The organism is Virgibacillus ndiopensis (assembly GCF_900187325.1).
GTDB classification, from domain to species: Bacteria; Bacillota; Bacilli; order Bacillales; family Amphibacillaceae; genus Virgibacillus_E; species Virgibacillus_E ndiopensis.
In genome coordinates this window covers 696,436-718,461 of record NZ_FZMZ01000005.1, presented here as the reverse complement: position 1 = coordinate 718,461, position 22,026 = coordinate 696,436, and the positions used below count along the sequence as shown (strand labels likewise).

General features: G+C 34.4%; 22 protein-coding genes, 2 pseudogenes and 2 riboswitches. Of the genes and pseudogenes, 18 read left to right on the top strand and 6 right to left on the bottom strand.

Features of this window, described 5'->3' with window-relative positions:
• Window position 1: 1 nt before the first annotated feature.
• The gene (gene comGB, locus CS937_RS10955) at window positions 2-1,057 is read right to left on the bottom strand and encodes a competence type IV pilus assembly protein ComGB (protein ID WP_099158493.1); all 1,056 of its coding nucleotides are present in this window, start codon (window positions 1,055-1,057) and stop codon (window positions 2-4) included.
• Window positions 1,020-2,027 (bottom strand): competence type IV pilus ATPase ComGA, encoded by a 1,008-nt coding sequence (gene comGA / locus CS937_RS10950; RefSeq protein ID WP_099158492.1) that lies wholly within the window; start codon window positions 2,025-2,027, stop codon window positions 1,020-1,022. The genes comGB and comGA overlap by 38 nt, the downstream gene beginning before the upstream one ends.
• Window positions 2,028-2,148: 121 nt before the next feature.
• On the opposite strand from comGA, the gene CS937_RS10945 reads away from it, so the two are divergent.
• Window positions 2,149-2,640, top strand: a complete 492-nt coding sequence (locus CS937_RS10945; protein ID WP_099158491.1) for a shikimate kinase — start codon at window positions 2,149-2,151, stop codon at window positions 2,638-2,640.
• Window positions 2,641-2,705: 65 nt separating this feature from the next.
• Window positions 2,706-2,885, top strand: a complete 180-nt coding sequence (locus tag CS937_RS10940; protein ID WP_099158860.1) for a YqzE family protein — start codon at window positions 2,706-2,708, stop codon at window positions 2,883-2,885.
• 26 nt (window positions 2,886-2,911) lie between these two features.
• On the opposite strand, the gene CS937_RS10935 is transcribed toward CS937_RS10940, so the two are convergent.
• Window positions 2,912-3,715 (bottom strand): YqhG family protein, encoded by an 804-nt coding sequence (locus CS937_RS10935; protein WP_099158490.1) that lies wholly within the window; start codon window positions 3,713-3,715, stop codon window positions 2,912-2,914.
• Window positions 3,705-5,366, bottom strand: a complete 1,662-nt coding sequence (locus CS937_RS10930; protein ID WP_099158489.1) for a DEAD/DEAH box helicase — start codon at window positions 5,364-5,366, stop codon at window positions 3,705-3,707. The genes CS937_RS10935 and CS937_RS10930 overlap by 11 nt, the downstream gene beginning before the upstream one ends.
• 178 nt (window positions 5,367-5,544) lie before the next feature.
• Window positions 5,545-5,646, top strand: a riboswitch (glycine riboswitch).
• Window positions 5,647-5,649: 3 nt separating this feature from the next.
• A riboswitch (glycine riboswitch) is annotated at window positions 5,650-5,761 on the top strand.
• A 67-nt stretch (window positions 5,762-5,828) separates the two neighbouring features.
• On the opposite strand from CS937_RS10930, the gene gcvT reads away from it, so the two are divergent.
• From gcvT to gcvPB, 3 genes are read left to right on the top strand one after another with little or no spacing between them, the layout of a single operon-like run.
• On the top strand, window positions 5,829-6,935 hold the full coding sequence (gene gcvT / locus CS937_RS10925; RefSeq protein WP_099158488.1) for a glycine cleavage system aminomethyltransferase GcvT: 1,107 nt from the start codon (window positions 5,829-5,831) through the stop codon (window positions 6,933-6,935).
• A gap of 12 nt (window positions 6,936-6,947) precedes the next feature.
• Window positions 6,948-8,297 (top strand): aminomethyl-transferring glycine dehydrogenase subunit GcvPA, encoded by a 1,350-nt coding sequence (gene gcvPA, locus CS937_RS10920; RefSeq protein ID WP_099158487.1) that lies wholly within the window; start codon window positions 6,948-6,950, stop codon window positions 8,295-8,297.
• Window positions 8,290-9,747 carry an aminomethyl-transferring glycine dehydrogenase subunit GcvPB gene (gene gcvPB / locus CS937_RS10915; RefSeq protein WP_099158486.1) on the top strand — a complete coding sequence of 486 codons (1,458 nt, stop codon included), beginning with the start codon at window positions 8,290-8,292 and terminating at the stop codon, window positions 9,745-9,747. Before gcvPA ends, gcvPB begins: the two co-directional genes overlap by 8 nt.
• 55 nt (window positions 9,748-9,802) lie before the next feature.
• Here the strand turns inward: gcvPB and CS937_RS10910 are convergent, their stop codons facing one another.
• Entirely contained in the window at window positions 9,803-10,174 is a 372-nt protein-coding gene (locus CS937_RS10910; RefSeq protein WP_099158485.1) for a rhodanese-like domain-containing protein, read from the bottom strand.
• Window positions 10,175-10,591: 417 nt separating this feature from the next.
• Between CS937_RS10910 and CS937_RS10905 the strand changes: the two are divergent.
• The 4 genes and pseudogenes from CS937_RS10905 to CS937_RS10890 form a co-directional block, all read left to right on the top strand.
• Window positions 10,592-11,392, top strand: a pseudogene (locus CS937_RS10905) (ribonucleotide reductase N-terminal alpha domain-containing protein); the annotation flags it as partial.
• Window positions 11,393-11,708: 316 nt separating this feature from the next.
• Window positions 11,709-13,475, top strand: a pseudogene (locus CS937_RS10900) (vitamin B12-dependent ribonucleotide reductase); the annotation flags it as partial.
• 155 nt (window positions 13,476-13,630) lie between these two features.
• Window positions 13,631-14,044: a transcriptional regulator MntR gene (mntR, locus tag CS937_RS10895; protein ID WP_099158484.1), complete on the top strand. Its 414-nt coding sequence runs from the start codon at window positions 13,631-13,633 to the stop codon at window positions 14,042-14,044.
• Between the two features lie 114 nt (window positions 14,045-14,158).
• Window positions 14,159-15,049 (top strand): patatin-like phospholipase family protein, encoded by an 891-nt coding sequence (locus tag CS937_RS10890; protein ID WP_099158483.1) that lies wholly within the window; start codon window positions 14,159-14,161, stop codon window positions 15,047-15,049.
• 58 nt (window positions 15,050-15,107) lie between these two features.
• Here the strand turns inward: CS937_RS10890 and CS937_RS10885 are convergent, their stop codons facing one another.
• Window positions 15,108-15,482, bottom strand: a complete 375-nt coding sequence (locus tag CS937_RS10885; protein WP_099158482.1) for an SA1362 family protein — start codon at window positions 15,480-15,482, stop codon at window positions 15,108-15,110.
• Window positions 15,483-15,807: 325 nt separating this feature from the next.
• On the opposite strand from CS937_RS10885, the gene CS937_RS10880 reads away from it, so the two are divergent.
• The 9 genes from CS937_RS10880 to spoIIIAE all read left to right on the top strand — a co-directional run bounded on the left by CS937_RS10880 (window position 15,808) and on the right by spoIIIAE (window position 22,016).
• The gene (locus tag CS937_RS10880; RefSeq protein ID WP_099158481.1) at window positions 15,808-16,317 is read left to right on the top strand and encodes a YqhR family membrane protein; all 510 of its coding nucleotides are present in this window, start codon (window positions 15,808-15,810) and stop codon (window positions 16,315-16,317) included.
• A gap of 80 nt (window positions 16,318-16,397) precedes the next feature.
• Window positions 16,398-16,829, top strand: a complete 432-nt coding sequence (gene aroQ / locus CS937_RS10875; RefSeq protein WP_099158480.1) for a type II 3-dehydroquinate dehydratase — start codon at window positions 16,398-16,400, stop codon at window positions 16,827-16,829.
• Between the two features lie 16 nt (window positions 16,830-16,845).
• Window positions 16,846-17,907, top strand: coding sequence for a M24 family metallopeptidase (locus tag CS937_RS10870; protein ID WP_099158479.1), 1,062 nt, complete (start codon window positions 16,846-16,848; stop codon window positions 17,905-17,907).
• A 103-nt stretch (window positions 17,908-18,010) separates the two neighbouring features.
• Window positions 18,011-18,568, top strand: a complete 558-nt coding sequence (efp, locus tag CS937_RS10865) for an elongation factor P (protein WP_099158478.1) — start codon at window positions 18,011-18,013, stop codon at window positions 18,566-18,568.
• Window positions 18,569-18,727: 159 nt separating this feature from the next.
• Window positions 18,728-19,708: a stage III sporulation protein AA gene (gene spoIIIAA, locus CS937_RS10860; RefSeq protein ID WP_099158477.1), complete on the top strand. Its 981-nt coding sequence runs from the start codon at window positions 18,728-18,730 to the stop codon at window positions 19,706-19,708.
• A complete protein-coding gene (gene spoIIIAB / locus CS937_RS10855; protein WP_099158476.1) occupies window positions 19,653-20,165 on the top strand; it encodes a stage III sporulation protein SpoIIIAB in 513 nt (170 codons plus the stop codon). Before spoIIIAA ends, spoIIIAB begins: the two co-directional genes overlap by 56 nt.
• Before the next feature lie 27 nt (window positions 20,166-20,192).
• Complete coding sequence (spoIIIAC, locus tag CS937_RS10850) at window positions 20,193-20,399, top strand: stage III sporulation protein AC (RefSeq protein WP_099158475.1); 207 nt, start codon at window positions 20,193-20,195, stop codon at window positions 20,397-20,399.
• 6 nt (window positions 20,400-20,405) lie between these two features.
• Entirely contained in the window at window positions 20,406-20,798 is a 393-nt protein-coding gene (gene spoIIIAD / locus CS937_RS10845; protein ID WP_099158474.1) for a stage III sporulation protein AD, read from the top strand.
• A 36-nt stretch (window positions 20,799-20,834) separates the two neighbouring features.
• Window positions 20,835-22,016: a stage III sporulation protein AE gene (gene spoIIIAE, locus CS937_RS10840; protein ID WP_099158473.1), complete on the top strand. Its 1,182-nt coding sequence runs from the start codon at window positions 20,835-20,837 to the stop codon at window positions 22,014-22,016.
• Window positions 22,017-22,026: the final 10 nt, after the last annotated feature.

Here is a 22,026-nt window from a genome sequence, read left to right as displayed (position 1 = left end):
TTTATATAGTCTTAATTAATTGAAACATTGGCCACATCAGAGTTATATAAATGAAAACAATGAACCCAGCTAGTACAAGAAAAAAAGCTGGTTGAATATATGTAATTACTTTCATTATTTTTCGGTGCAGTTCTTCTGTGACAAGTTCAGCGTATACAGACAAATCCTTCTCCAAAGCATTTATATCTGCATTTTTTTGAAATATCATTGCGACTTGTTTTTCTAACAATTGGAATTGCGATAATAAACTTGATAGTTGAAGACCTTTTTGCAATTCTGCTGTCATTAATTTTGAATAATAAGATAGGATAGGTAACTTCGTTTGCTGTGACATAATCGTTAAAATTTCTTTAATGGGGATTCCAGTTTTTAATAGAGAGCTAAAATGCGTAGCGAATAGAAAAGACGTCTGTATTTGTTTGTATTTACGATAAATCGGGATGGAACTATAGACTTTAATTTGCTTATGAATACTTATTTTATGTTTGTGTAACTGCCAAAAACCACCTCCTACAATAGCTAAAATAATTATTACCACCACAAAACTACTTAAAAAATCAATGATTACCATAGAAAAATATACGGTTGATGATGTTTCTGAATTTGCTTGGAATAAATCTAGAAATGAAGGGAGAACCGATTGTTTGATGAAATATAGAAGGATAGAAAATACAAAAAGTAATATGATGGGGTAACGTGCCACTTGTTGAAATTTTTGTACATACAATAAACGTTGTTCAAACATATAGATACATTTTTCAATGGTAGCATAAACATCGCCATTTGCTTGTACAAAAAATAAATAGGAGGTGACAATAGGATTAAATTTGGCTTTGTCAAAAGCCTGATCAAGCGACGATCCATTTTTTAAAGCTTCTATAACGTTAGATGCCGGTTTTTCCAGATTTTTATCCCATTTAATTACTTCTAGTGCCTCGATTAGGGTATAGCCGTTTTGTAATAGCCTGGACAAACGTTTTAAAAACAGTAGTTGTAACTCTTTTCTAATGGTTTTGGGCTTAATATGAGTTGTATACTTTTTTAGATATAAAGCCATATGCAAATGCCTTCTTTCTTAAGTGCTGAAATGTTTGAAAATGGTCCATAGTCTCAACATCTTCTCCATTCAATGCACTCTCTAACAAGTCATCATCCAAAAATTCTAAAATGGCAGCTCTTCTTGTAAGTTGGTTTATTGTAATAGGTAGTAATTGTAAAGCGGCAACTGAAATTAGTGATTGTTTTAAATCGGTTATCGACAGTCCCATTTCCAACAATCGATGTATTGTACCATGTGCATTTTTCGCATGAAGTGTGCTTAAAACGAGATGACCTGTAAGGGATGCCTCAAAAGCAAAACGCGCAGTTTCCCGGTCACGAATTTCACCAACCATGATAATATCAGGGTCATGTCTTAATGCTGCTTTTAATCCAACTTGATAGGTTATTCCAGCTTTTTCATTAACTTGAACCTGTAGAATATTTGTGATTTCTTTTTCGATTGGATCCTCTAATGTGATCGTTTGGTAAGAATCTTGCTGTAAGATCGTTTGGAGTAATGCATAAAGGGTTGTGGTTTTACCACTTCCTGTTGGCCCTGTAAACAGGATGATACCCGCACGGTTCAAAAGTAAATTTTTAAGTTTTTTAAGTTGATTTGGAAAAAGAAATAATTGTTCAAGTGAAAGGTTTTCATTCTGTGGAAGGATACGAATGGCCAGGCTTTCCATATGGTTTACAGGGAGTGTTGATAAACGAAGGTCATAATGTACAGCAGTTGTTTTAAAGGTTATAGTACCATTTTGTGGTTTTCTTATTTCCCCTATGTCCATACCTGATGTAAACTTGAAATAAGCTAATAGTAATTGATATTGAGAAGAAAGTATCTGTTTATGGAATTTTCGTTTACCGTGTATTCGAAAATAAATATCAGTATGATTTTCATAGGGATAAAAATGAATGTCAGAAGCTTGTGCTTCAAACGAAGAAAGAAGAAGTTTTTGCGAAAGAGTTGTTGCGGGGGTCAATGAAGTAACACCTCCATATTTAATTTTGATTTTGTTATAATTCCTATATTCGACATTAAATAACAAATTCCTTCTTTTTTAAAAAATTATTTATAAAAATTCTTTTGGGGTGAAATAAGACATGAAAACAATTTATTTAATTGGCTTTATGGGCAGCGGAAAAAGTTCAATAGGGGAGAGACTAAGTTTAAATTTAAATATTCCTTTGATTGACACAGATGTTACGGTCGAAGAAAAATATAAGCAGTCAATAGCATCAATATTTAAAGAGGAAGGAGAAAGTACGTTTCGTATATATGAATCAGAAGTGTTAAGACAAACTCCAAATTCTAATGCTGTCGTGTCAACTGGTGGAGGCATTGTAGAAAAAGAAGAGAATACTAATTATATGAAATCTGGCATAGTGATTTATTTACATACATCCTTTAATGAAATTAAGAAGCGTTTAGAAAATGATCAAAAAAGGCCGCTTTGGAACAAAGGTGTGGAAGAAAAGAAAAAATTATATAATTGGAGGACTAACCTATATAAAAACTGTGCTGAACACATCATCACTACCGATAACAAAACGATGGAAGTTATTACAAATGAAATAATCAAAAAAATCAATTGAACGAAAGTATAGCTTGATAACAAATGGAAACGCTAGAACTATAACATGCAAGTGAGGTGATAGCTATTTCTGGTAATGATTATGTGAAATACATGACAGAGCAGGTAGTGACATATATTGATACGCCTCGTGATGAACGAAAATCACGGAAAAAACAACAAAACAGTAATGTTTCATCATTTTCGAATAAATGGCTAGGTGTCCTACCATTCGCCTTAAAAATGTTTATGAAGAAAGCTGAGTAGCAGGCTCTCGTTATTGGGAGCCTGCTTTATTGAATTGTAAGCGTTGGATCATCAGTAAGATAAAAAATCCCTCCATTAATTACATTAAATAAAACATGTGGTTGATATCGATTTGTAATTTCATTTAATTCTTGTTCCATTTTGTTGTCTAAATTTTCCTCATCCATCCTATCACTATAAAAATGCTTCAGTAAGTCAATTTCCTCATTTAACGTTTTTAACGATTCGTCTGCCCATTCGTATGTTTGATTTTCAATGTAATTTTCAAGAACCGCTTCAATACGTTTGAATCCACTTTTCACCTTTATTAATGGTGATATAGTAAAACAATAATCAGATATAGTCATTTGAAGCGGAATAGTCTTTAAATACTCCATCATTTCTGTTTTCATCATCCCATTTACTAAATGTAAACCAATGGATATAATCTCATCTCTCTTTTGTTTTCCTATATAGCTTATTTTAATATTAATGACTAGCCAAGGATATAATGCAGTTTTTTTAGTAGTATCAATCTTTTGAAATAGTTTTGTGAACTTTTCATTGTCATGAAGGTGAGCAAACAATTGTTGTAACCTTGGGCTACCAAAATGGATCCATTCACCTTTATCATCACGCCTATCAGGGTTGGTAATTAACGTTAATTTCATTGGCTCTCCAGCAAATCCAGTACTTTTAACATAATGCCAGTAGAATGGTCTATTCATTAATGCTCTGTCCATTTTTTCCGTTAACTGTACCGTTAATATTCCATCCTGGTTATGAACTAATTCACAGTTATGCGCTGTAAAATAATTTTGTAAGAAATCATGTAAATGTTCAATTGCCATATTGTTTTTCCTCACTAACTGTAGAATCATGTGTGTACTTAATAATAGAAGAGAGATTATCTAACTTAATTTTAGCTTCACCTGTTGACGTTGATTCCGAAAAAATAGTTTGTAGTTCAGTTTCGATATCGGTTATGTTTAGTTCAGCTAATATCATGTCTAAATTACCAATTACTTGTTCAAATAATTTAATTTTTTCATATAGCAAATTCATGATATGTTCTTCAACAGTTTCACGAATTGCCATATTATAAATGTGAACATCTTTTTCTTGTCCATAACGATGGATACGACCAATACGTTGTTCAATGCGCATTGGATTCCATGGCAAGTCATAATTTATCAGGTGATTACAAAATTGAAGGTTAATCCCTTCTCCGCCTGCTTCTGTTGCGATCAATACTTGTGCATGGTTTTTAAACAGTTGTTTCATCCAATCCTTTTTACCGCTTTTAAATCCACCTCTAAAAGGTACCGATGTTATATTATTTTGCTGTAAATACCATTGTAAATAAAGTTGAGTTGCTCGGTATTCGGTAAAAATAATGACTTTTTCATCCGAATTCCTTTGAATTATTTCTACCACTTTTTCTGCTTTTGAATGATTAGGAAGTTCTTCGATTTTGCTCATCAGGGAACGAAAAATTTCACTATTAGCATTTTCATTGTCAGCCATTTTCTTTAGTGATAAGAAACATGCTTCACGTGATGAACAAATTTCTCTCAGTAATGTAATCTTAGTAAATGTTGCAAATGTTCCGGTTAGCTGATCTAATTCTTGGTAAAATGCTTTTTCTTCTTCTGTAAAATCCAGCCAGACTGTTTCGATGTTCCGACTTGTATTACTTAATTCGGTGCCTTTTCTAGTGTTACGTATCATTACTTTTTGAACTAATTGCTTCAAGTATGCATCTTGTTTTATGTTTTTGCGATCCTTGCCATATTGTTCTAAAAATGTTTCATAATTGCCTAAATGACCTGGTTTCAAAATTGATACCAAATTAAAGATTTCAATTAATCGGTTTTGTACAGGTGTTGCGGTTAATAATAGACAATACTTCTTCTTTAATGCTCGTACAAACTCATAATTTTTGGTTTTATGGTTTTTAAGTTTATGCGCTTCATCAATTAGAATAAAATCGTAATTGATGTCTAAAATTTGTTCCCTATGTGGAGATCTTTTTGCTGTATCAATGGAAGATATAAGTATGTCAACTTGCTCCCAATTGTAGCTTTTCCGATATGGGATTGCAGGAATGTAAAATTTCTCATTTAGTTCTTTTGCCCATTGACTGACTAATGATGCTGGAACTAAGATCAATGCTTTTTTTACCAGTCCTCTAATCATATATTCTTTTAATATTAAACCTGCCTCGATTGTTTTTCCTAATCCAACTTCATCGGCTAGAATAGCGCGGCCATTCATTTCCTCTACAGCTTGCTTGGCTGTCTGAATTTGGTGTGGAAGAAAATCTACATGTGGTAAATAATCCAAAGCACGTAAACCATTAAAAGTTGGTGTCATCGAGGTCGCTTCTGCTTGGTAGTTCATTTGAAAAAGCTCCCAACTGGAGAAGGGTCCTTCATTATCAAGATTGGTCAAAAATTCTTCGATAAATGTAGTGTCTTTTTTTAGTTGAATTTTGCTCATTATTTGTACTTCCTTTATAACAATGACGTGTTTTTTATGAAATAAAAAAGTTAAAATGTTTCTGTATTTAGTTCTATTTTTCCTATGTATTGTGTGATATACTAAATCCAAAATAAATAGATTTTTCGCGAGTATTGATACATAGTATAACCAAATACATATATTTTCATTAAAGCGAATGATTACAAGGGGAGAGATTACTTATAAAATCTAGTTTATAAGTAACGCCGAAGGAGCAAACAAATGTGAATCTCTCAGGCAAAAAGACTCTTGTAGGACGCAACTCTGGAGAGTGTTTACGTAACTGTAAACCACCAACGAAGCAAGCACAAATCTTGGAATTATGATTGAATGCGATTTCAAGTAGTGCGCAACTTTCAGGTTGACGGACAGAGATTTCATGGGTATCAGTGAAATCTCTGTTTTTTTATGGACAAAAGTAAATAGAAGGAGTGGATTAATGTGAGTGAATTAAAACGAACCCCATTATTCCCTGAATATGAAAAGTATGGGGCGAAAACAATTGATTTTGGTGGATGGGATTTACCTGTTCAATTTTCAAGTATTAAACAAGAACATGAAGTCACTCGAACAAAAGCAGGTTTATTCGATGTTTCTCACATGGGAGAGATTGTTGTAAAAGGGAAAAATAGTCTGAATTTTTTACAAAAAATAATGACCAACGATGTTTCAAAGTTACAACCTAAACGTGCGCAATATACTTTTATGTGCTATGAAAGTGGTGGCACTGTTGACGATTTAATTGTTTATATGCTTGAAGAAAATCATTATCTACTTGTAGTAAATGCAGCCAATACGGAAAAAGACTACGAGTGGCTGGTAAAAAATAATACAGAAAAAGTTACCATTACTAATGAATCAGCAAATTATGTGCAGTTAGCTCTTCAAGGTCCATTAGCAGAAGAGATTTTACAAACATTAACAGAAACAGACCTTCGTGAAATTAAATTTTTCCGTTTTGAAAATCCGGTTTATTTTTCTACTATTTCGTCCAGCGCTATTGTTTCAAGAACGGGATATACTGGTGAAGACGGTTTTGAAATCTATATTGATACTGCAAGTGGTCAAGAATTGTGGCAGCTGCTATTGGAAGCAGGTAAGGTTAGTGGCCTAGAGCCTATCGGACTCGGAGCTAGAGATACATTGCGTTTTGAAGCAAATTTGGCATTATATGGACAGGAGCTATCGAAGGATATTACTCCTATCGAGGCAGGGCTTGCATTTGCTGTAAAATTAAATAAAGATACAGATTTTATTGGGAAAAATGTACTTCAAAAGCAAAAAGAAGAAGGACCAGCAAGAAAACTTGTAGGCATTGAAATGATCGATAAAGGGATTCCGCGGCATGGTTATGAAGTTTTGTTAGATGAAGAGAAAATTGGATTTGTTACTTCTGGGACGCAATCACCAACATTACAAAAAAATGTTGGGTTAGCACTAATAAAAACCGAATTTGCTCAAATCGGAACAGAATTAGTTGTACAGGTTCGTAAACGTCAATTAAAAGCAGTTGTTGTTGAGACACCATTTTATAAACGTTCAAAATAGGGAGGGAACATAATGGAATTTCGTTATTTGCCAATGACTGAAGCCGATAAAAAAGAAATGTTGGAAACAATCGGCGTAGATACTACAGATGAATTATTCTCTGATATTCCAAGTAAAGTTCGGTTTAAGGGAGATCTTAATCTTAAAAAGCCTACTAGCGAAGTAGAATTGAAAAAGGAACTTTCCAATCTTGCAAGTAAAAATGCTAATTTAAAAGAATATCGTTCATTTTTAGGTGCAGGTGTGTACGATCATTTTATACCTTCAGTTGTTGACCACGTTATATCACGGTCAGAGTTTTACACAGCTTATACACCATATCAGCCTGAAATTTCGCAAGGGGAATTACAAGCTATTTTTGAATTCCAAACAATGATTAGTGAACTAACGGGAATGGCGGTAGCTAATTCGTCCATGTATGATGGTGGAACTGCACTCGCTGAGGCAGTAAATTTAAGTGCAGCAACAACGAAAAAGAAAAAAATTCTCGTATCAAAAGCTGTCCATCCAGAATCACGAGCAGTAATCGATTCATATGCTAAAGGGCCAAATTTGGAAATTGTTGAGATAGATCAAGTAAATGGGCGCACAGACTTAAAGCAATTAGCGAATGAGTTGGATGAAAATACAGCAAGCGTCGTTATCCAATACCCTAACTTTTTTGGACAAATAGAACCATTAAACGAGGTAAAAGAAATAATTGATCAACAGAAGAAGACGATGTTTATTGTTTCTAGTAATCCACTAGCATTAGGATATTTAACACCTCCAGGCGAGTTCGGAGCAGACATTGTTGTAGGTGATACACAGGTATTTGGTATCCCAGCACAATTTGGTGGACCACATTGTGGATATTTTGCAACTACTACAAAACTTATGCGGAAAGTTCCTGGTAGATTAGTAGGACAGACAAAGGATGAAGATGGGCAGCGTGGTTTTGTATTAACGTTACAGGCTCGTGAACAGCATATAAGGCGAGATAAAGCTACTTCAAATATATGCTCGAACCAAGCGCTGAATGCATTAGCTAGTTCTGTAGCAATGAGTTCGATTGGAAAACATGGACTGAAAAAAATGGCTATGCTGAATATGCACAAGGCACGTTATATGAAACAGAAATTATCAGAGGCTAATTTAGAGGTTATGACAACGGGAACTTTTTTCAATGAATTGGTTGTTAAATTGTCTGGATCTGTTACGGAATATAATACTCAACTCCTGCAAAAAGGATTTATTGGAGGCTATGATCTAGAACAAGCTTATCCCGAATTAAAAGGACATATGTTAATTGCGGTTACAGAAATTCGTACAAAAGAGGAAATTAATACTTTTGTTAAAGAATTGGGGGATATCAATGGCTAATCAAGATTTTCCATTAATATTTGAACGTAGTAAAGAAGGTAGAACCAGCTTTAGTCTACCTAAATTGGATGTACCAGAATTTGATTTAGCCAGTGAATTTGATGAGCCGTTCATTCGCAAAACAGCTCCAGATCTACCGGAAGTGAGCGAACTAGAGATTATGCGGCATTACACTGGATTATCACGTCGTAATTTTGGTGTGGATTCCGGATTTTATCCATTGGGATCCTGTACAATGAAATATAATCCTAAGATAAATGAAGATGTAGCACGATTAGATGGTTTCAGTCATATTCATCCATATCAAGACCCAAAAAGCGTTCAAGGTGCATTAGAAATGATGTATGATTTACAAACATCATTAAAGGAAATTACGGGTATGAATGAAGTTTCATTACAGCCAGCAGCAGGTGCGCAAGGTGAATGGACTGGATTGATGATGATTCGTGCTTTTCACGAAGCGAATGGCGATACTGGACGAACAAAAGTAATTGTACCTGACTCAGCGCATGGTACAAATCCAGCATCAGCTACAGTTGCGGGGTTTGATGCAATTACGGTTAAATCAAATGAAAGAGGATTAGTAGATTTAGAGGATTTGAAACGGGTCGTTGGTAATGACACTGCTGCATTAATGTTAACAAATCCTAATACTCTAGGATTATTTGAAACTGAGATACTAGAGATGGCAAAAATAGTTCATGATGCAGGTGGTAAATTATATTATGACGGTGCAAATTTAAACGCAATTATGGGTTATGCACGACCTGGTGATATGGGGTTTGACGTTGTGCATTTGAATTTGCATAAAACGTTCACTGGCCCACATGGTGGTGGAGGTCCTGGATCAGGTCCAGTTGGTGTATCGAAAGAACTGACACCATACTTACCAAAACCATTACTTGTTAAACAAGATGATTTGTATAAATTCGATTTTGATCGTCCAGATTCAATTGGGCGAGTTAAACCATACTATGGTAACTTTGGTATTAATCTCCGTGCATATACGTATATTCGTACGATGGGTGGGGAGGGACTTAAAAAGGTTAGTGAATATGCAGTTTTAAATGCTAACTATATGATGCACAAACTTGAACAGGAATTTGATCTACCATATCCACAACATTGTAAGCATGAATTTGTTCTATCTGGAAGAAGACAGAAGAAACTTGGGGTGCGTACACTAGATGTTGCTAAACGATTACTTGATTATGGTTACCATCCACCAACAATTTACTTTCCATTAAATGTGGAGGAAGCGTTGATGGTTGAACCAACAGAAACGGAATCAAAAGAAACGCTGGATGGCTTTATTGATACGATGCTGCAAATATCTGATGAAGCTAAAAACGATCCAGAAACTGTACAAGAGGCACCACACAATACTATTGTTAAACGGATGGACGAAACAACTGCAGCTAGAAAACCGATTTTGAGATATAATAAATAATGAGAAGAGGATGTTCCAAGCAAGGTCAATGCTTAGAACATCCTCTATTTTTTAGTTATTTTATTTTTACCTTTCCTGTCCACTTTTTAAAGCCGCCTTTTAACTGATTTAGATCATCGTAGCCCTTTTTTCTAAGCAGTTGAGCAGCCCTTACTGATCTTGATCCGCTTTGACAGTATAAATAAACAGGTTTGTCAGGTCTAATTTCAATTAGACGCTGCCGCATTTGTGTTAAAGGGATATTTCGTGCACCAAGAATGTGCCCTTTTTTAAACTCCTGTGGTTCTCTAACATCAATTAATTGCGCTTTGCGGTATCCCTCGCGAAATTGTTCTTCTGTTAATGTTTTTAAATATGCACGTTGTCTAAAATACCGAAATAAACCAAAACCAAAAAGAATTACAAGCACTATAATTAAAAATTCCATGATTTGTCCCCTTTTTATCTATTGTTTCCTACTATATTATAGGTTCGATTGTAATTTTTTTCAAAGGATTTTTATTTTTTATTTTGATCGATCAAAATAAGTCTTTTTATCTAATTTTATAGTTCGTTTTTTAAAATAAAAAATATGAACTGTTGGTTTGTAGCATTTTGCAGTGTATACAACAAAAACTTATAATGCAACTAACAAAAAAGTTGATTTATATGTGAATAGTAATCGTTATCTTCTTAATACTTCCATTTACAAACGAAATTGGGCTTTTTCTATAATTGACAAATAGGAAATAGTTTGATCAAAACACAATATATAGTATTTTTTAAAAAACGTAATACAATATATTGTTTAAATTTATGATAATATGATATGGTTATAGTAGTTAAAATTATAACATAAGGAGCGATGAATTTGTCGATTGTTGTTGAAGATAAGAATAAAATTGATATTATGAAACTAAACAAAGACATTGAACTTTTTCCTCAAGTACATCCAATTACTGATGATATGAAACTAACGCATAAGGGTGTTTCCCGTCTAGTAATGCTAGATCGTTATGCGTTCAAGGACACCGAGAAAACTACACTTACTGAAGGAGACTTTGTTGTATTAACAGTTAAAGCCGATCCAAAATTCCCTGCAAGAGGATTAGGGTTTGTAAAGGCGATTGACTGGTTGAACAAGGTAGCAGATATTCAAGTTGACTCTGAATTTGTTTCAGTCCTAGACAATGAGGAAGAGCTTGAAACGGGAGTTATAAAACGTTCGTTAGATGTTATCGATAAACCATTGGAAATTTTTTATGAACAGATTGCCAGAAGAAATGCTACAGGGCTTTCAACAGTAGAAAAAACGGAAGAAAAGCAAAAAGAATGGTTTGATAAGTTTAATGACGAACTTTCAAATTTAAACTTTATACCTGCTGGACGTGTTTTATATGGTGCTGGTGCTGAAACAGATGTTACTTATTTTAATTGTTACGTAATGCCGTATATTCAAGATTCGCGTGAAGGAATCTCGGATCATCGGAAACAGGTGATGGAAATCATGAGTAGAGGTGGCGGTGTTGGTACGAATGGATCTACATTACGCCCTAGAAATACTCTTGCAAAAGGTGTTAACGGAAAATCATCTGGATCCGTATCTTGGTTAGATGATATTGCTAAATTAACACATTTAGTTGAACAGGGTGGATCAAGACGTGGTAAATTATATTAAGTGCTTCGTCTATAAATAAACCTCGTGAATTGCTGGGAACTCTTTGATGACTTGTTGGCTACAACGTAACCGGAAACGGTAGACGTGAATGCTTAAAAACAACAAGTGGATAAAGACAATCAGCAGCCGAGCTCCGTATTGGAGAAGGTTCAACGACCATCGAAAGTACGTCAAATGACGGAAATGAGTAGAGTAGAAATCAAGTGATTTCGAAGTGCGAGGACACTTTTTTAAGTGTAAGATATGGTCTGAACTCTAAGGTGACTTAGAGAGTTGATGTAACGAATCAACGTAACACACTTTGGCCCAAATGATTATGTTAGTTGATTCTCATCCTGACATCATTGAATTTATTATTTCAAAAATGCAGAATCCGAGAATTTTGCGCTATTTAATCGAGAACACAGAGGATGAGCAAATTAAACAACTAGCAAAAGAAAAACTTAAATTTACACCGTTGACGGATACGGAAATTGATTTATATCAAGGTATTGTTAATTATAAATCAATGCCTGGCTTAGGTGGTTTTACACAAGCTGCTATTCGTGAAGCGGAACAAAAGCTGCAATCAGGTGGAACGTATACTGTTCATAATGCTGAATTTTTAACCGGTGCGAATATATCTGTTTGTTTAACAAAAGAGTTTATGGAAGCAGTTGAAAACGATGATATGTACGAGCTTCGTTTTCCAGATGTAGAAAATTATACGAAAGAAGAAATGCAAGAGTACAATGAGAACTGGCACAATGTAGGCGATGTCCGTAAATGGGAAGAGATGGGATACGGTGTCCGCGTATATCGTAAGGTTAAAGCCAAGGAATTATGGAATTTGATTAACGTCTGTGCAACGTACTCAGCAGAACCAGGCATATTTTTTATCGATAATGCAAATGACCAAACAAATGCAAAAGCATATGGACATCAAGTAGTTGCAACGAACCCGTGTGGTGAACAACCTCTCGCACCATATTCTGTTTGTAACCTGGCAGCGGTAAACCTGGCTGAAATGGCTAACAAAGATATAAAAACAGTTAACTTTGAGAAATTAAAGCAAACGGTGAAAACTGGCGTTCGGATGCAAGATAATGTTATCGATGCTACACCTTATTTCTTGGAAGAAAATAAAAAACAAGCTCTCGGTGAACGACGAGTTGGACTTGGTGTTATGGGATTACATGATTTATTAATCTATTGTGAAACAGAGTATGGTTCTGAAGAAGGAAATGTGTTAGTTGATCAAATCTTTGAAACCATTGCAACTACTGCTTATCGGGAATCGATTGAAATTGCAAAAGAAAAGGGGAGCTTCCCATTTTTAGTTGGACAAACTGAGACTGAAACAAATGATCTACGAGATGCATTCATAAATACTGGCTATATGAAACAAATGCCTGAAGATATAAGACAAGGTATTTTAAAACACGGTATTCGAAACTCACATTTATTAACTGTTGCCCCAACAGGATCAACAGGGACAATGGTTGGAGTCAGCACAGGATTAGAACCATATTTTTCCTTCTCTTATTTTAGAAGTGGAAGACTTGGTAAATTTATCGAGGTAAAAGCGGATATTGTTCGGAAATACCTTGATAATAATCCTGATCAAGATCCTGATAATCTGCCTAAGTGGTTCATAACTGCAATGGATTTAGCGCCAGAGGCACATGCAGATACACAATGTGTAATTCAACGCTGGGTGGATAGTTCTATTTCCAAAACTGTAAATGCACCAAGAGGTTATACAGTAAACCAGGTAGAAAATGTGTACCGGAGATTGTATAGCGGTGGTGCTAAAGGTGGTACAGTGTATGTGGATGGAAGTCGAGACACCCAGGTGCTAACCTTAAAAGCAGAAGAAAATTCATTTGATGAAAAGACTGAAGAAACGAACACAACAGAAAAACCACGTGTGGTATTAATGGATACCATTCAGGAATTAGATAAAACAAATGTTACAATTGGTTCAGAAGTAGGAGATACATGTCCTGTATGTCGAAAAGGAAGTGTAGAGGACATGGGTGGTTGTAATACATGTACCAATTGTGGTGCGCAATTGAAATGCGGTTTATAATATATTCTTTAACGAGAAGAGCTAATCTAAAATGGTTAGTTCTTTTTTTTCGTATGAAAGGTAATTGCTTGTCTATTGTCGTCAAATCCTGTATGATTTAATGAGAAACAATGTTGCGTTAGATAAAAAATTATTCTTTGAAATGAGGAGATTTTATGCCTACCCCTAGTATGGAGGATTATATAGAACAAATTTATAATTTAATTGAAACAAAAGGATATGCTCGTGTTTCTGATATAGCAGAAGCATTAACGGTTCATCCATCTTCTGTAACGAAAATGGTTCAAAAATTGGATAAAGATGAATACTTAAATTACGAAAAATATAGAGGGTTTATTTTAACTGCAAAAGGCAAAAAAGTTGGAGAACGATTGGTTTTTCGTCATGAACTATTAGAAGAGTTTCTTGATATCATTGGAGTAGATAATCAAAATATTTATGACGACGTGGAAGGTATTGAGCACCACCTAAGCTGGAATTCCATTGATCGGATAGGTGACTTGGTACAGTACTTTAAAACTGATCAAATGCGAGTAGAAGATTTGAGACAGATTCAAAAAGAAAAATAATAGTAATAAAAAAAACCATTCCATTACAAACGGAATGGTTTTTTTCAAAATGGTGTTCTATTCTACATATAATGTGCTTAAAAATGTATAAAGACCGCATAAGGGAGAGAACTGATGAAAATTGATGCAGTATTTTCAGGTGGTGGGGTCAAAGCATATGCGTTTTTAGGTGCATTACAAAGTATAACGAATAAAGGCTATACAATCGAACGAGTAGCTGGAACATCTGCCGGAGCAATTGTTGCAGCTTTTCTAGCGGCAAACTATCGTGCGGATGAAATAAATGATCTAATTAAAGGATTGGACTTAAAGTTATTGCTGGATCCACCTAAAATTAGTGACGTTATACCATTTAGTAAGTGGTTGTTTTTATACTTTCAGATGGGGATATATAAAGGGGATAAAATGGAAGGCTGGTTGTATGAGCGGCTGGCAGAAAAAAATATTTACACGTTTGATGATCTAAAACCAGAATATTTAAAAGTTGTTGTCAGTGATCTGACACTTGGAAAGCTTGTTGTTATTCCAGATGACTTGGAGCGTATATATGGCTTACATCCAAAGTATTTTTCAGTTGCGAAAGCGATTCGTATGAGTGCGGGTTTCCCATATTTTTTTATGCCAAAAAAGCTGGCAGGTAAAACGAATCAGAAAAGCATGATTGTTGATGGAGGATTGTTGAGTAATTTTCCATTATGGATTTTTGAAAATCGTAATGAATCCATTACACGTCCTATTTTAGGTGTGAAATTAAGTGGCGAGTTATCTAGTCAGCAACCAAGAAAGATCAAAAATGCATTGGAAATGTTTCATGGTCTATTTTCAACGATGAAACAGGCACATGATTCAAGATATATTTCAAAATCACAGAAAAACAATATTATATTCATTCCAGTAAAAGATGTGGAAACAACCAACTTTTCTATTAGCGAAGAAACCAAACTACGTTTAATAGAAACTGGTAAAACAAGTGCCGAACGCTTTTTAAAATATTGGCCGAAGTAGGGTATAAAACATTATATAAAAGATCAAAAAAATCGCATTTCTTATTAAATGCGATTTTTTAAAATGTAGCTCTATTTTTTCTTTTGTGCTTGTTCCCATCTATCACCCGAAGATGTGATGCACGTTTATTTAATTTTTTCTTCATTTGTACTTGTTGTGGACGCTTAGAGTTTGTGAAATTGGGTTTGTTATCGTGTCCATACTTTGACTTTGATTGTTTGACTGCTTTTTTATATTTTTTCATGTCACTAGAAGGAGCTCTTTTTCTGAGAAAAACGAAATAGATTAATGCGAAGAAAGCTAGACCTATTCCAATCATTATAAAAATATTCGTAATGAAATTTATGGTATTTGTAAACACCTGAGACAGCAGGCCAACTACAGCAAGACCGATGATTAAGTACATGATTAGAGAGAGTTTATTACGTAACATTCAGAATCTGTCCTCCTTTCAGTTGTAAACAGTTATTACTTTTATATACCACTCATAGCTATTTTTATAGCATCATTTTAAAATTTTTTTCAAATGAATTGTTACAATAGATTCTTTCCATTTTATCCTACGATTATTCAAATAAGAAGTCCTTTTCTTGATATTGTATCATAATTATCCTTTGTACTACTTATAGGAAATATCATATCACTAGTTTCATTTAATTAGAATATTGTTATTTATAATTATTGCGACATAAAAACACATTAAAGTGGATGATTTGTTTTACCACATTTGGTCATACTAAAGGTTGGAGGTGTAAACTGTGAGTGAAGATAGGCAGTTAGAACAAAATAAACGAGAAAAACCGATGACACTAGTAACAAGATCTCTAATTACTGGTTTTATAGGGGGGCTATTATGGAGTTTATTAGGGTTTGTCATGTATTATTTTAGCTTTTCAGAAGTAGCTCCAAAAACTTTTTTACTACGATCATGGTTAGTTGCGGAATGGACAGATAGTTGGTTAGGTAATGTTGTGTCAATTTTAATGGTAGGTGTTCTTTCCATTTTGACCGCATTTATATATTATGGATTGTTTAAGAAAATAAATTCAATGTGGATGGCTTCTGCATTTGGAATAGTTCTTTGGTTTATTGTTTTTTACGTGGCTCAGCCGATCTTTATTAATGTACCACAATTAACTGAACTTAGTGCTAATACAATTATATCAACCTTATGTTTATTTATCTTATATGGAACGTTTATTGGATATTCCATCTCTTATGATTACCATGACACAATATTAACGGAAGAACGTAAACAGACAGAGTAAGATCAATATCATTATTCAAAAATGACCATTTATGATAAAATTAAAAAGTCCGAATTATTTATAAAGGGTTGAGATCACAGATGGATCGTATTTTATTATTGAATGGTCCTAATATTAATATGTTAGGAAAACGTGAAAAAGAGGTTTATGGTCAATTTACTTTACAAGATATTGAACAAAACCTGGAACAATTAGTTTCTAGTCACGGTTTTAAGTTGGAAAGTTATCAATCAAATCATGAAGGGGAATTGATTGATCGACTACAACTAGCTAATGGTAACTATATTGGAGTGATTTTTAATCCAGCTGCATACACCCATACTAGCATAGCATTACGGGATACGATTAAGGCTATTGAAACCCCTGTCATTGAAGTACATATATCAAATGTACATAATCGAGAAGAATTTCGTCATACGTCTATGCTTGCACCTGTTTGTTATGGGCAAATTGTTGGTTTAGGATTAACTGGCTATCGTTTAGCAGCGTTAGCATTTATTGAGAAAAACTAGAAAGGGATGGGAGAACATGGAGAAACTAAATAAATTAAGAAAAGAACTAGACTCAAAAAGTTTAGATGCACTTGTTATTACAAGTCCTGTTAACCGCAGATATATTACTGGTTTTACAGGAACAGCTGGAGTAGCAATCGTAACAAAAAATGATGCTCGCTTTATTACAGATTTTCGCTATACGGAGCAAGCTAATGAACAAATAAAGGAATTCCAGGTAGTTGAACATAAACAAATAATTGTCCAAGAAATTAATGATCAGCTAAAAGATCTAAATGCAACTCGAATCGGTTTTGAAAAAGATCACATGACTTATGGTACATATGAACAATATCAAAAAGTAATTGACGGAGATCTAATTCCGGTAAGTGGATTGGTTGAGGAATTACGCTTGATTAAAACTGCTGATGAGCTTTCTATATTAAAGAAAGCAGCTGAAATAGCTGATGCAGCTTATGTTCATATTCAAAAGTTTATTAAGCCTGGCGTTAAAGAAATTGATGTGTCAAACGAACTTGAATTTTTCATGCGTAAACAAGGTGCAACGTCATCTAGTTTCGATATTATTGTAGCTTCGGGTAATCGGTCAGCGTTACCACATGGAGTTGCCTCAACGAAAGAAATCCAAAATGGAGAGTTAGTAACGCTAGATTATGGTGCATTATACCAAGGCTATTGTTCAGATATTACCCGGACACTTGCTGTTGGTGATATTAATGACGAATTAAAAACAATATATGATACTGTACTTGAGGCGCAATTAAGAGGCGTTGAAGGTATTAAGCCTGGTATTACTGGAAAAGAGGCGGACGCTTTAACTAGGGATTATATCACTGAAAAAGGCTACGGAAAGTATTTTGGACATTCGACTGGTCATGGATTAGGAATGGATGTTCACGAAAATCCTGGTCTTTCACACCGTAGTGAAACACCGCTTAAAGCTGGAATGGTTGTAACGGTAGAGCCGGGTATTTACGTTCCAGGTGTTGGTGGATGTCGTATCGAGGACGATGTAGTTGTGACTGAATCTGGAAATGAGCGTTTAACATTTGCAGCTAAGGAGTTAATTCAATTATAATAAGATGTTATGTTTTTTGGGGTGTTCAAAAACCAAATGATAAGCTCTGATGGCGTTTTTGAACATACATTATCAATGGCTTATTTTCAAGGAGGGTATTATTTTGATTTCCGTTAATGATTTTAAAACAGGATTAACAATTGAAGTAGATAATGATATTTGGCAAGTATTAGAGTTTCAACACGTAAAACCTGGGAAAGGCGCAGCTTTCGTCCGTTCTAAATTACGTAATTTAAGAAACGGAAACATCCAGGAGAAAACATTTCGAGGTGGAGAGAAAGTAAGCAAGGCGCACATCGAAAACAGAAAAATGCAATATTTATATGCTTCAGGTGATTCACATGCATTTATGGATACAAACAGCTATGAGCAGATTGAGTTACAATCGAAACAAATTGAAAACGAATTGAAATTTTTGAAGGAAAATATGGAAGTATCGGTTATTACCTATGAAGGCGAAATTTTAGGAGTTGACTTACCAAATAATGTTGAGTTAACAGTTACCGAAACTGAACCTGGCATTAAGGGCGATACTGCAAGTGGGGGAACAAAACCAGCTACATTAGAAACTGGACATATTGTACAAGTACCATTTTTCATTAATACTGGTGATGTTTTAGTGATTAATACTACTGATGGTAAGTACGTATCAAGAGCATAAATTGAACAGAAATTATTTTAAAGGAAAGTCCTTTTCAACGGACTTTCCTTTTTTCTGCATTCACCCAAACAACCCTTTATAATCCCCATAAAACCTAGTCATAAATTGTTCTACCAAACATACATTTATAGTAAAGCTATTAAAAGGTGAGGACATGCTATGGAGGAAATTCTACGTTTATTTCCCGATCAAATAAAAAGTACAATAAAATCAAAAATCAGTGAAAGATGGGGTGTATTACAGGAAATACGTTTCCGTTTAAATCAACCAATAGAACTGATATTTGATAACAACCATATAGAATGGATAGACAAAATAGTTCCAACTAGAAAAGATAGTATTTATGTACTCAATCAAATAAGTCAGTTTTCACTTTACCGCATGGAAGATGAATTACGTGAAGGATATGTCACACTTGAAGGCGGTCATCGAGTTGGGCTAGCTGGGAAGGTAAATACATTAAACGGGTCTGTTAAAGCGATTCAGCATATTACTTTCTTTAACATTAGAATTGCTAAGGAAAAGATTGGTGCTGCATTATCAGTGCTTCCTTATATATACACACGCAAATATCTAAACACGTTACTAGTAGGTCCACCACAAACCGGGAAGACAACAATAATTCGCGATATTACTCGTCTAATTGCTACAGGATGGAATAATATACCGGCCAATAAAGTCGCTGTAATAGATGAGCGATCTGAAATTGGTGGTTCATTAAAAGGAATGCCACAGCACAATTTAGGGTTAAGGTCCGATGTAATGGATGCATGTCCAAAGGCAGAAGGTATGATGATGATGATTAGATCTATGTCACCGGACGTACTAATCGTGGATGAGATAGGAAGCTATAAAGATGTACAAGCTTTAATGGAAGCAGTACATGCGGGTGTAGTCGTAATTTGTACAATTCATGGTGAGAGCTTAGAAGAGTTGAAGAAAAGACCCTCATTACAGGAATTATTTCAGCACAATGTATTTGGGCGAATAATAGTTTTAGACAAGCATTCAACACCAGGGCATATTAAACGTATTTATAACCATAAGCAAGAAAATATACTACACAAAGTCGAGGTGACTCCGCATGAAGTGGATTGGAGCACTTCTTTTCATAGGCACAACAACTTGGATAGGATTTGAAATGAGTAAGCGGCTGAACAATAGGCCAAAGCATATAAGACAGTTAAAGAATGCGTTACAAATTTTAGAAGCTGAAATTTTATATAGTCAATTATCATTAAGGGATGCATTTGAGACAATAGCTAACCAAATACCACAACCGACACAATCATTTTTTAAAGCATTATGTGATGGCATGCAAAAAAGTGGTACAGATCTAGCAAGTTTATGGGGAAAAAGTATAGGTAAGTTAATGAAGGATTCTTCATTAGGAAATAACGAAAAAGAAATCTTGCTTCAATTTGGACGAACTCTTGGTCAACATGATTTCACACAACAGCAAAAACATATACAGCTAACGGTCAGTCACCTCAATCGAGAATTGGAAGAAGCAAGGGATAACCAATATAAATATAGCAAAATGGCAAAGAGCTTAGGATTTTTATGTGGACTATTTATAGTATTATTACTGATTTAATTGAATAGTAGAGAAAGGGGTACATCCATGCTGACTGATGCATCCATCTTATTTCAAATAGCTGGTATAGGTATTATTGTCGCGATAATTCATACGATTTTAAAACAAATGGGAAAAGAGGAGATAGCTCAATTTGCAACATTGGTTGGGTTTATCATCGTTTTAATAATCGTAATAAATGGTTTGTCTGATTTGTTTCAGCAGATAAAATCTGTATTCCTTTTTCAGGGGTAATTTTATATGGACATCATACAAATAGTTGTTCTAGGAATTGTGGCAAGTATTTTATACATTGTTTTAAAAGATCAAAACGCGTCATTTGCCTTCTTTCTAATAGTAATTACTGGAATTATTATTTTTTTAGCAATCATTCGGCAAATCGGTACTATATTTCAATTAATTGAATCGTTAGGTGAAAAAGCCAATATTGATGGCATGTACATGAAAACAATTTTAAAAATTATTGGTATTGCTTATATTGCAGAACTTGGAGCCAATATTACCAAGGATGCTGGGTTAGAAGCAGTAGCAGCTAAAATAGAACTTGCTGGTAAAGTCTTTATCTTATTACTTGCTATCCCGATCATAACTGCTGTCATAGAAGCAATTTTGAACTTTTTACCGGTTACATAATCTAGCAATTTATCTGAAAGGGGTATCTGTAGGTGAATGAAACTAGTTAAACGATCATTTGGCGTCCTGTTCATTCTGATTTTACTCTTTTTCGGGCATACAACTGTAACTGCAGCAGTTCAGATTGATGGAAAGGATCTGAAAACTAGCATTTTAGAAGGGGTTTCTCTAGAAGGAATTCAAAAGCATTGGAATGGGCTTGCCAATGAATATGGCGGGTATATTCCAGAACTTGAGAAAACCAGCTTAATTGAATTTATTAAGGAAAATGGATCCTTTTCATTAAAAGATACGTTCCACGGAATAGTGGAATATCTATTTCATGAAATTATTCTAAATGGAAAACTACTTGGTTTATTGTTGATGTTGACTTTATTTTCAGTACTGTTACAAACAATGCATACAGCTTTTGAACGAAATGCAGTTAGTAAAATAGCTTATTTCGTTGTTTACCTGGTATTAATTTACTTAGCATTAAATAGTTTTTATCTAGCTTTTTCATATACAAAGGATGCCATTGATTCGATGAGCAACTTTTTAATAGCATTACTCCCATTAATATTGGGGTTAATGACTACGTTTGGAAATATTATAACCGTTTCCTTCTTTAAACCGATTATCGTTTTTCTTATTTACGTAAGTGGTGTAGTCGTCTCAAAATTTATCCTGCCTTTATTGTTTTTATCGGCATTATTGTTAATTATCAGTACTTTAAACGAAAACTATAAAGTGACGCATCTTGCAAATTTATTTAAATCCGTGAGTTTAGGCGTATTAGGAGTCTTTTTAACCATCTTTGTAGGGGTTATGTCTGTTCAAGGAGCTGCTAGTGCTATTCAGGATGGAGTTGCAATGAAAACGGCAAAATTTGTTACGGGAAATTTTATTCCAATAGTAGGAAGAACGTTTACAGACGCTGCCGATACGATTTTAAGTGCTTCATTGTTATTAAAAAATGCAGTCGGTATTGTTGGATTACTTGTCATCGTTTTTTTAGCTATATTTCCTGCGATTAAAATTTTTGCTATTGCTTTTATTTATAAAATTGCTGCAGCAGTATTACAACCTATTGGTGATGGACCAATTATTACAAGCTTAACTATTATAAGTAAACATATCATGTTTATACTAGCTGCATTATTAGTCGTAACATTAATGTTTTTTTTGGCAATTGTGATACTTGTTGTTGCAGGTAATATTACGTTATTGCTGCGGTAAGGAGGGTACA

What these genes read in the sequence shown, in the direction of transcription:
- gcvPB (WP_099158486.1), top strand. Translation starts at nt 8,290, where the DNA reads ATGGCTAATCAAGATTTTCCATTAATATTTGAACGTAGTAAAGAAGGT.
- spoIIIAE (WP_099158473.1), top strand. Translation starts at nt 20,835, where the DNA reads ATGAAACTAGTTAAACGATCATTTGGCGTCCTGTTCATTCTGATTTTA.
- spoIIIAC (WP_099158475.1), top strand. Translation starts at nt 20,193, where the DNA reads ATGCTGACTGATGCATCCATCTTATTTCAAATAGCTGGTATAGGTATT.
- CS937_RS10930 (WP_099158489.1), bottom strand. Translation starts at nt 5,366, where the DNA reads ATGAGCAAAATTCAACTAAAAAAAGACACTACATTTATCGAAGAATTT.
- CS937_RS10890 (WP_099158483.1), top strand. Translation starts at nt 14,159, where the DNA reads ATGAAAATTGATGCAGTATTTTCAGGTGGTGGGGTCAAAGCATATGCG.
- CS937_RS10910 (WP_099158485.1), bottom strand. Translation starts at nt 10,174, where the DNA reads ATGGAATTTTTAATTATAGTGCTTGTAATTCTTTTTGGTTTTGGTTTA.
- comGB (WP_099158493.1), bottom strand. Translation starts at nt 1,057, where the DNA reads ATGGCTTTATATCTAAAAAAGTATACAACTCATATTAAGCCCAAAACC.
- CS937_RS10885 (WP_099158482.1), bottom strand. Translation starts at nt 15,482, where the DNA reads ATGTTACGTAATAAACTCTCTCTAATCATGTACTTAATCATCGGTCTT.
- CS937_RS10935 (WP_099158490.1), bottom strand. Translation starts at nt 3,715, where the DNA reads ATGGCAATTGAACATTTACATGATTTCTTACAAAATTATTTTACAGCG.
- aroQ (WP_099158480.1), top strand. Translation starts at nt 16,398, where the DNA reads ATGGATCGTATTTTATTATTGAATGGTCCTAATATTAATATGTTAGGA.
- spoIIIAB (WP_099158476.1), top strand. Translation starts at nt 19,653, where the DNA reads ATGAAGTGGATTGGAGCACTTCTTTTCATAGGCACAACAACTTGGATA.
- spoIIIAA (WP_099158477.1), top strand. Translation starts at nt 18,728, where the DNA reads ATGGAGGAAATTCTACGTTTATTTCCCGATCAAATAAAAAGTACAATA.
- gcvPA (WP_099158487.1), top strand. Translation starts at nt 6,948, where the DNA reads ATGGAATTTCGTTATTTGCCAATGACTGAAGCCGATAAAAAAGAAATG.
- mntR (WP_099158484.1), top strand. Translation starts at nt 13,631, where the DNA reads ATGCCTACCCCTAGTATGGAGGATTATATAGAACAAATTTATAATTTA.
- spoIIIAD (WP_099158474.1), top strand. Translation starts at nt 20,406, where the DNA reads ATGGACATCATACAAATAGTTGTTCTAGGAATTGTGGCAAGTATTTTA.
- CS937_RS10945 (WP_099158491.1), top strand. Translation starts at nt 2,149, where the DNA reads ATGAAAACAATTTATTTAATTGGCTTTATGGGCAGCGGAAAAAGTTCA.
- CS937_RS10870 (WP_099158479.1), top strand. Translation starts at nt 16,846, where the DNA reads ATGGAGAAACTAAATAAATTAAGAAAAGAACTAGACTCAAAAAGTTTA.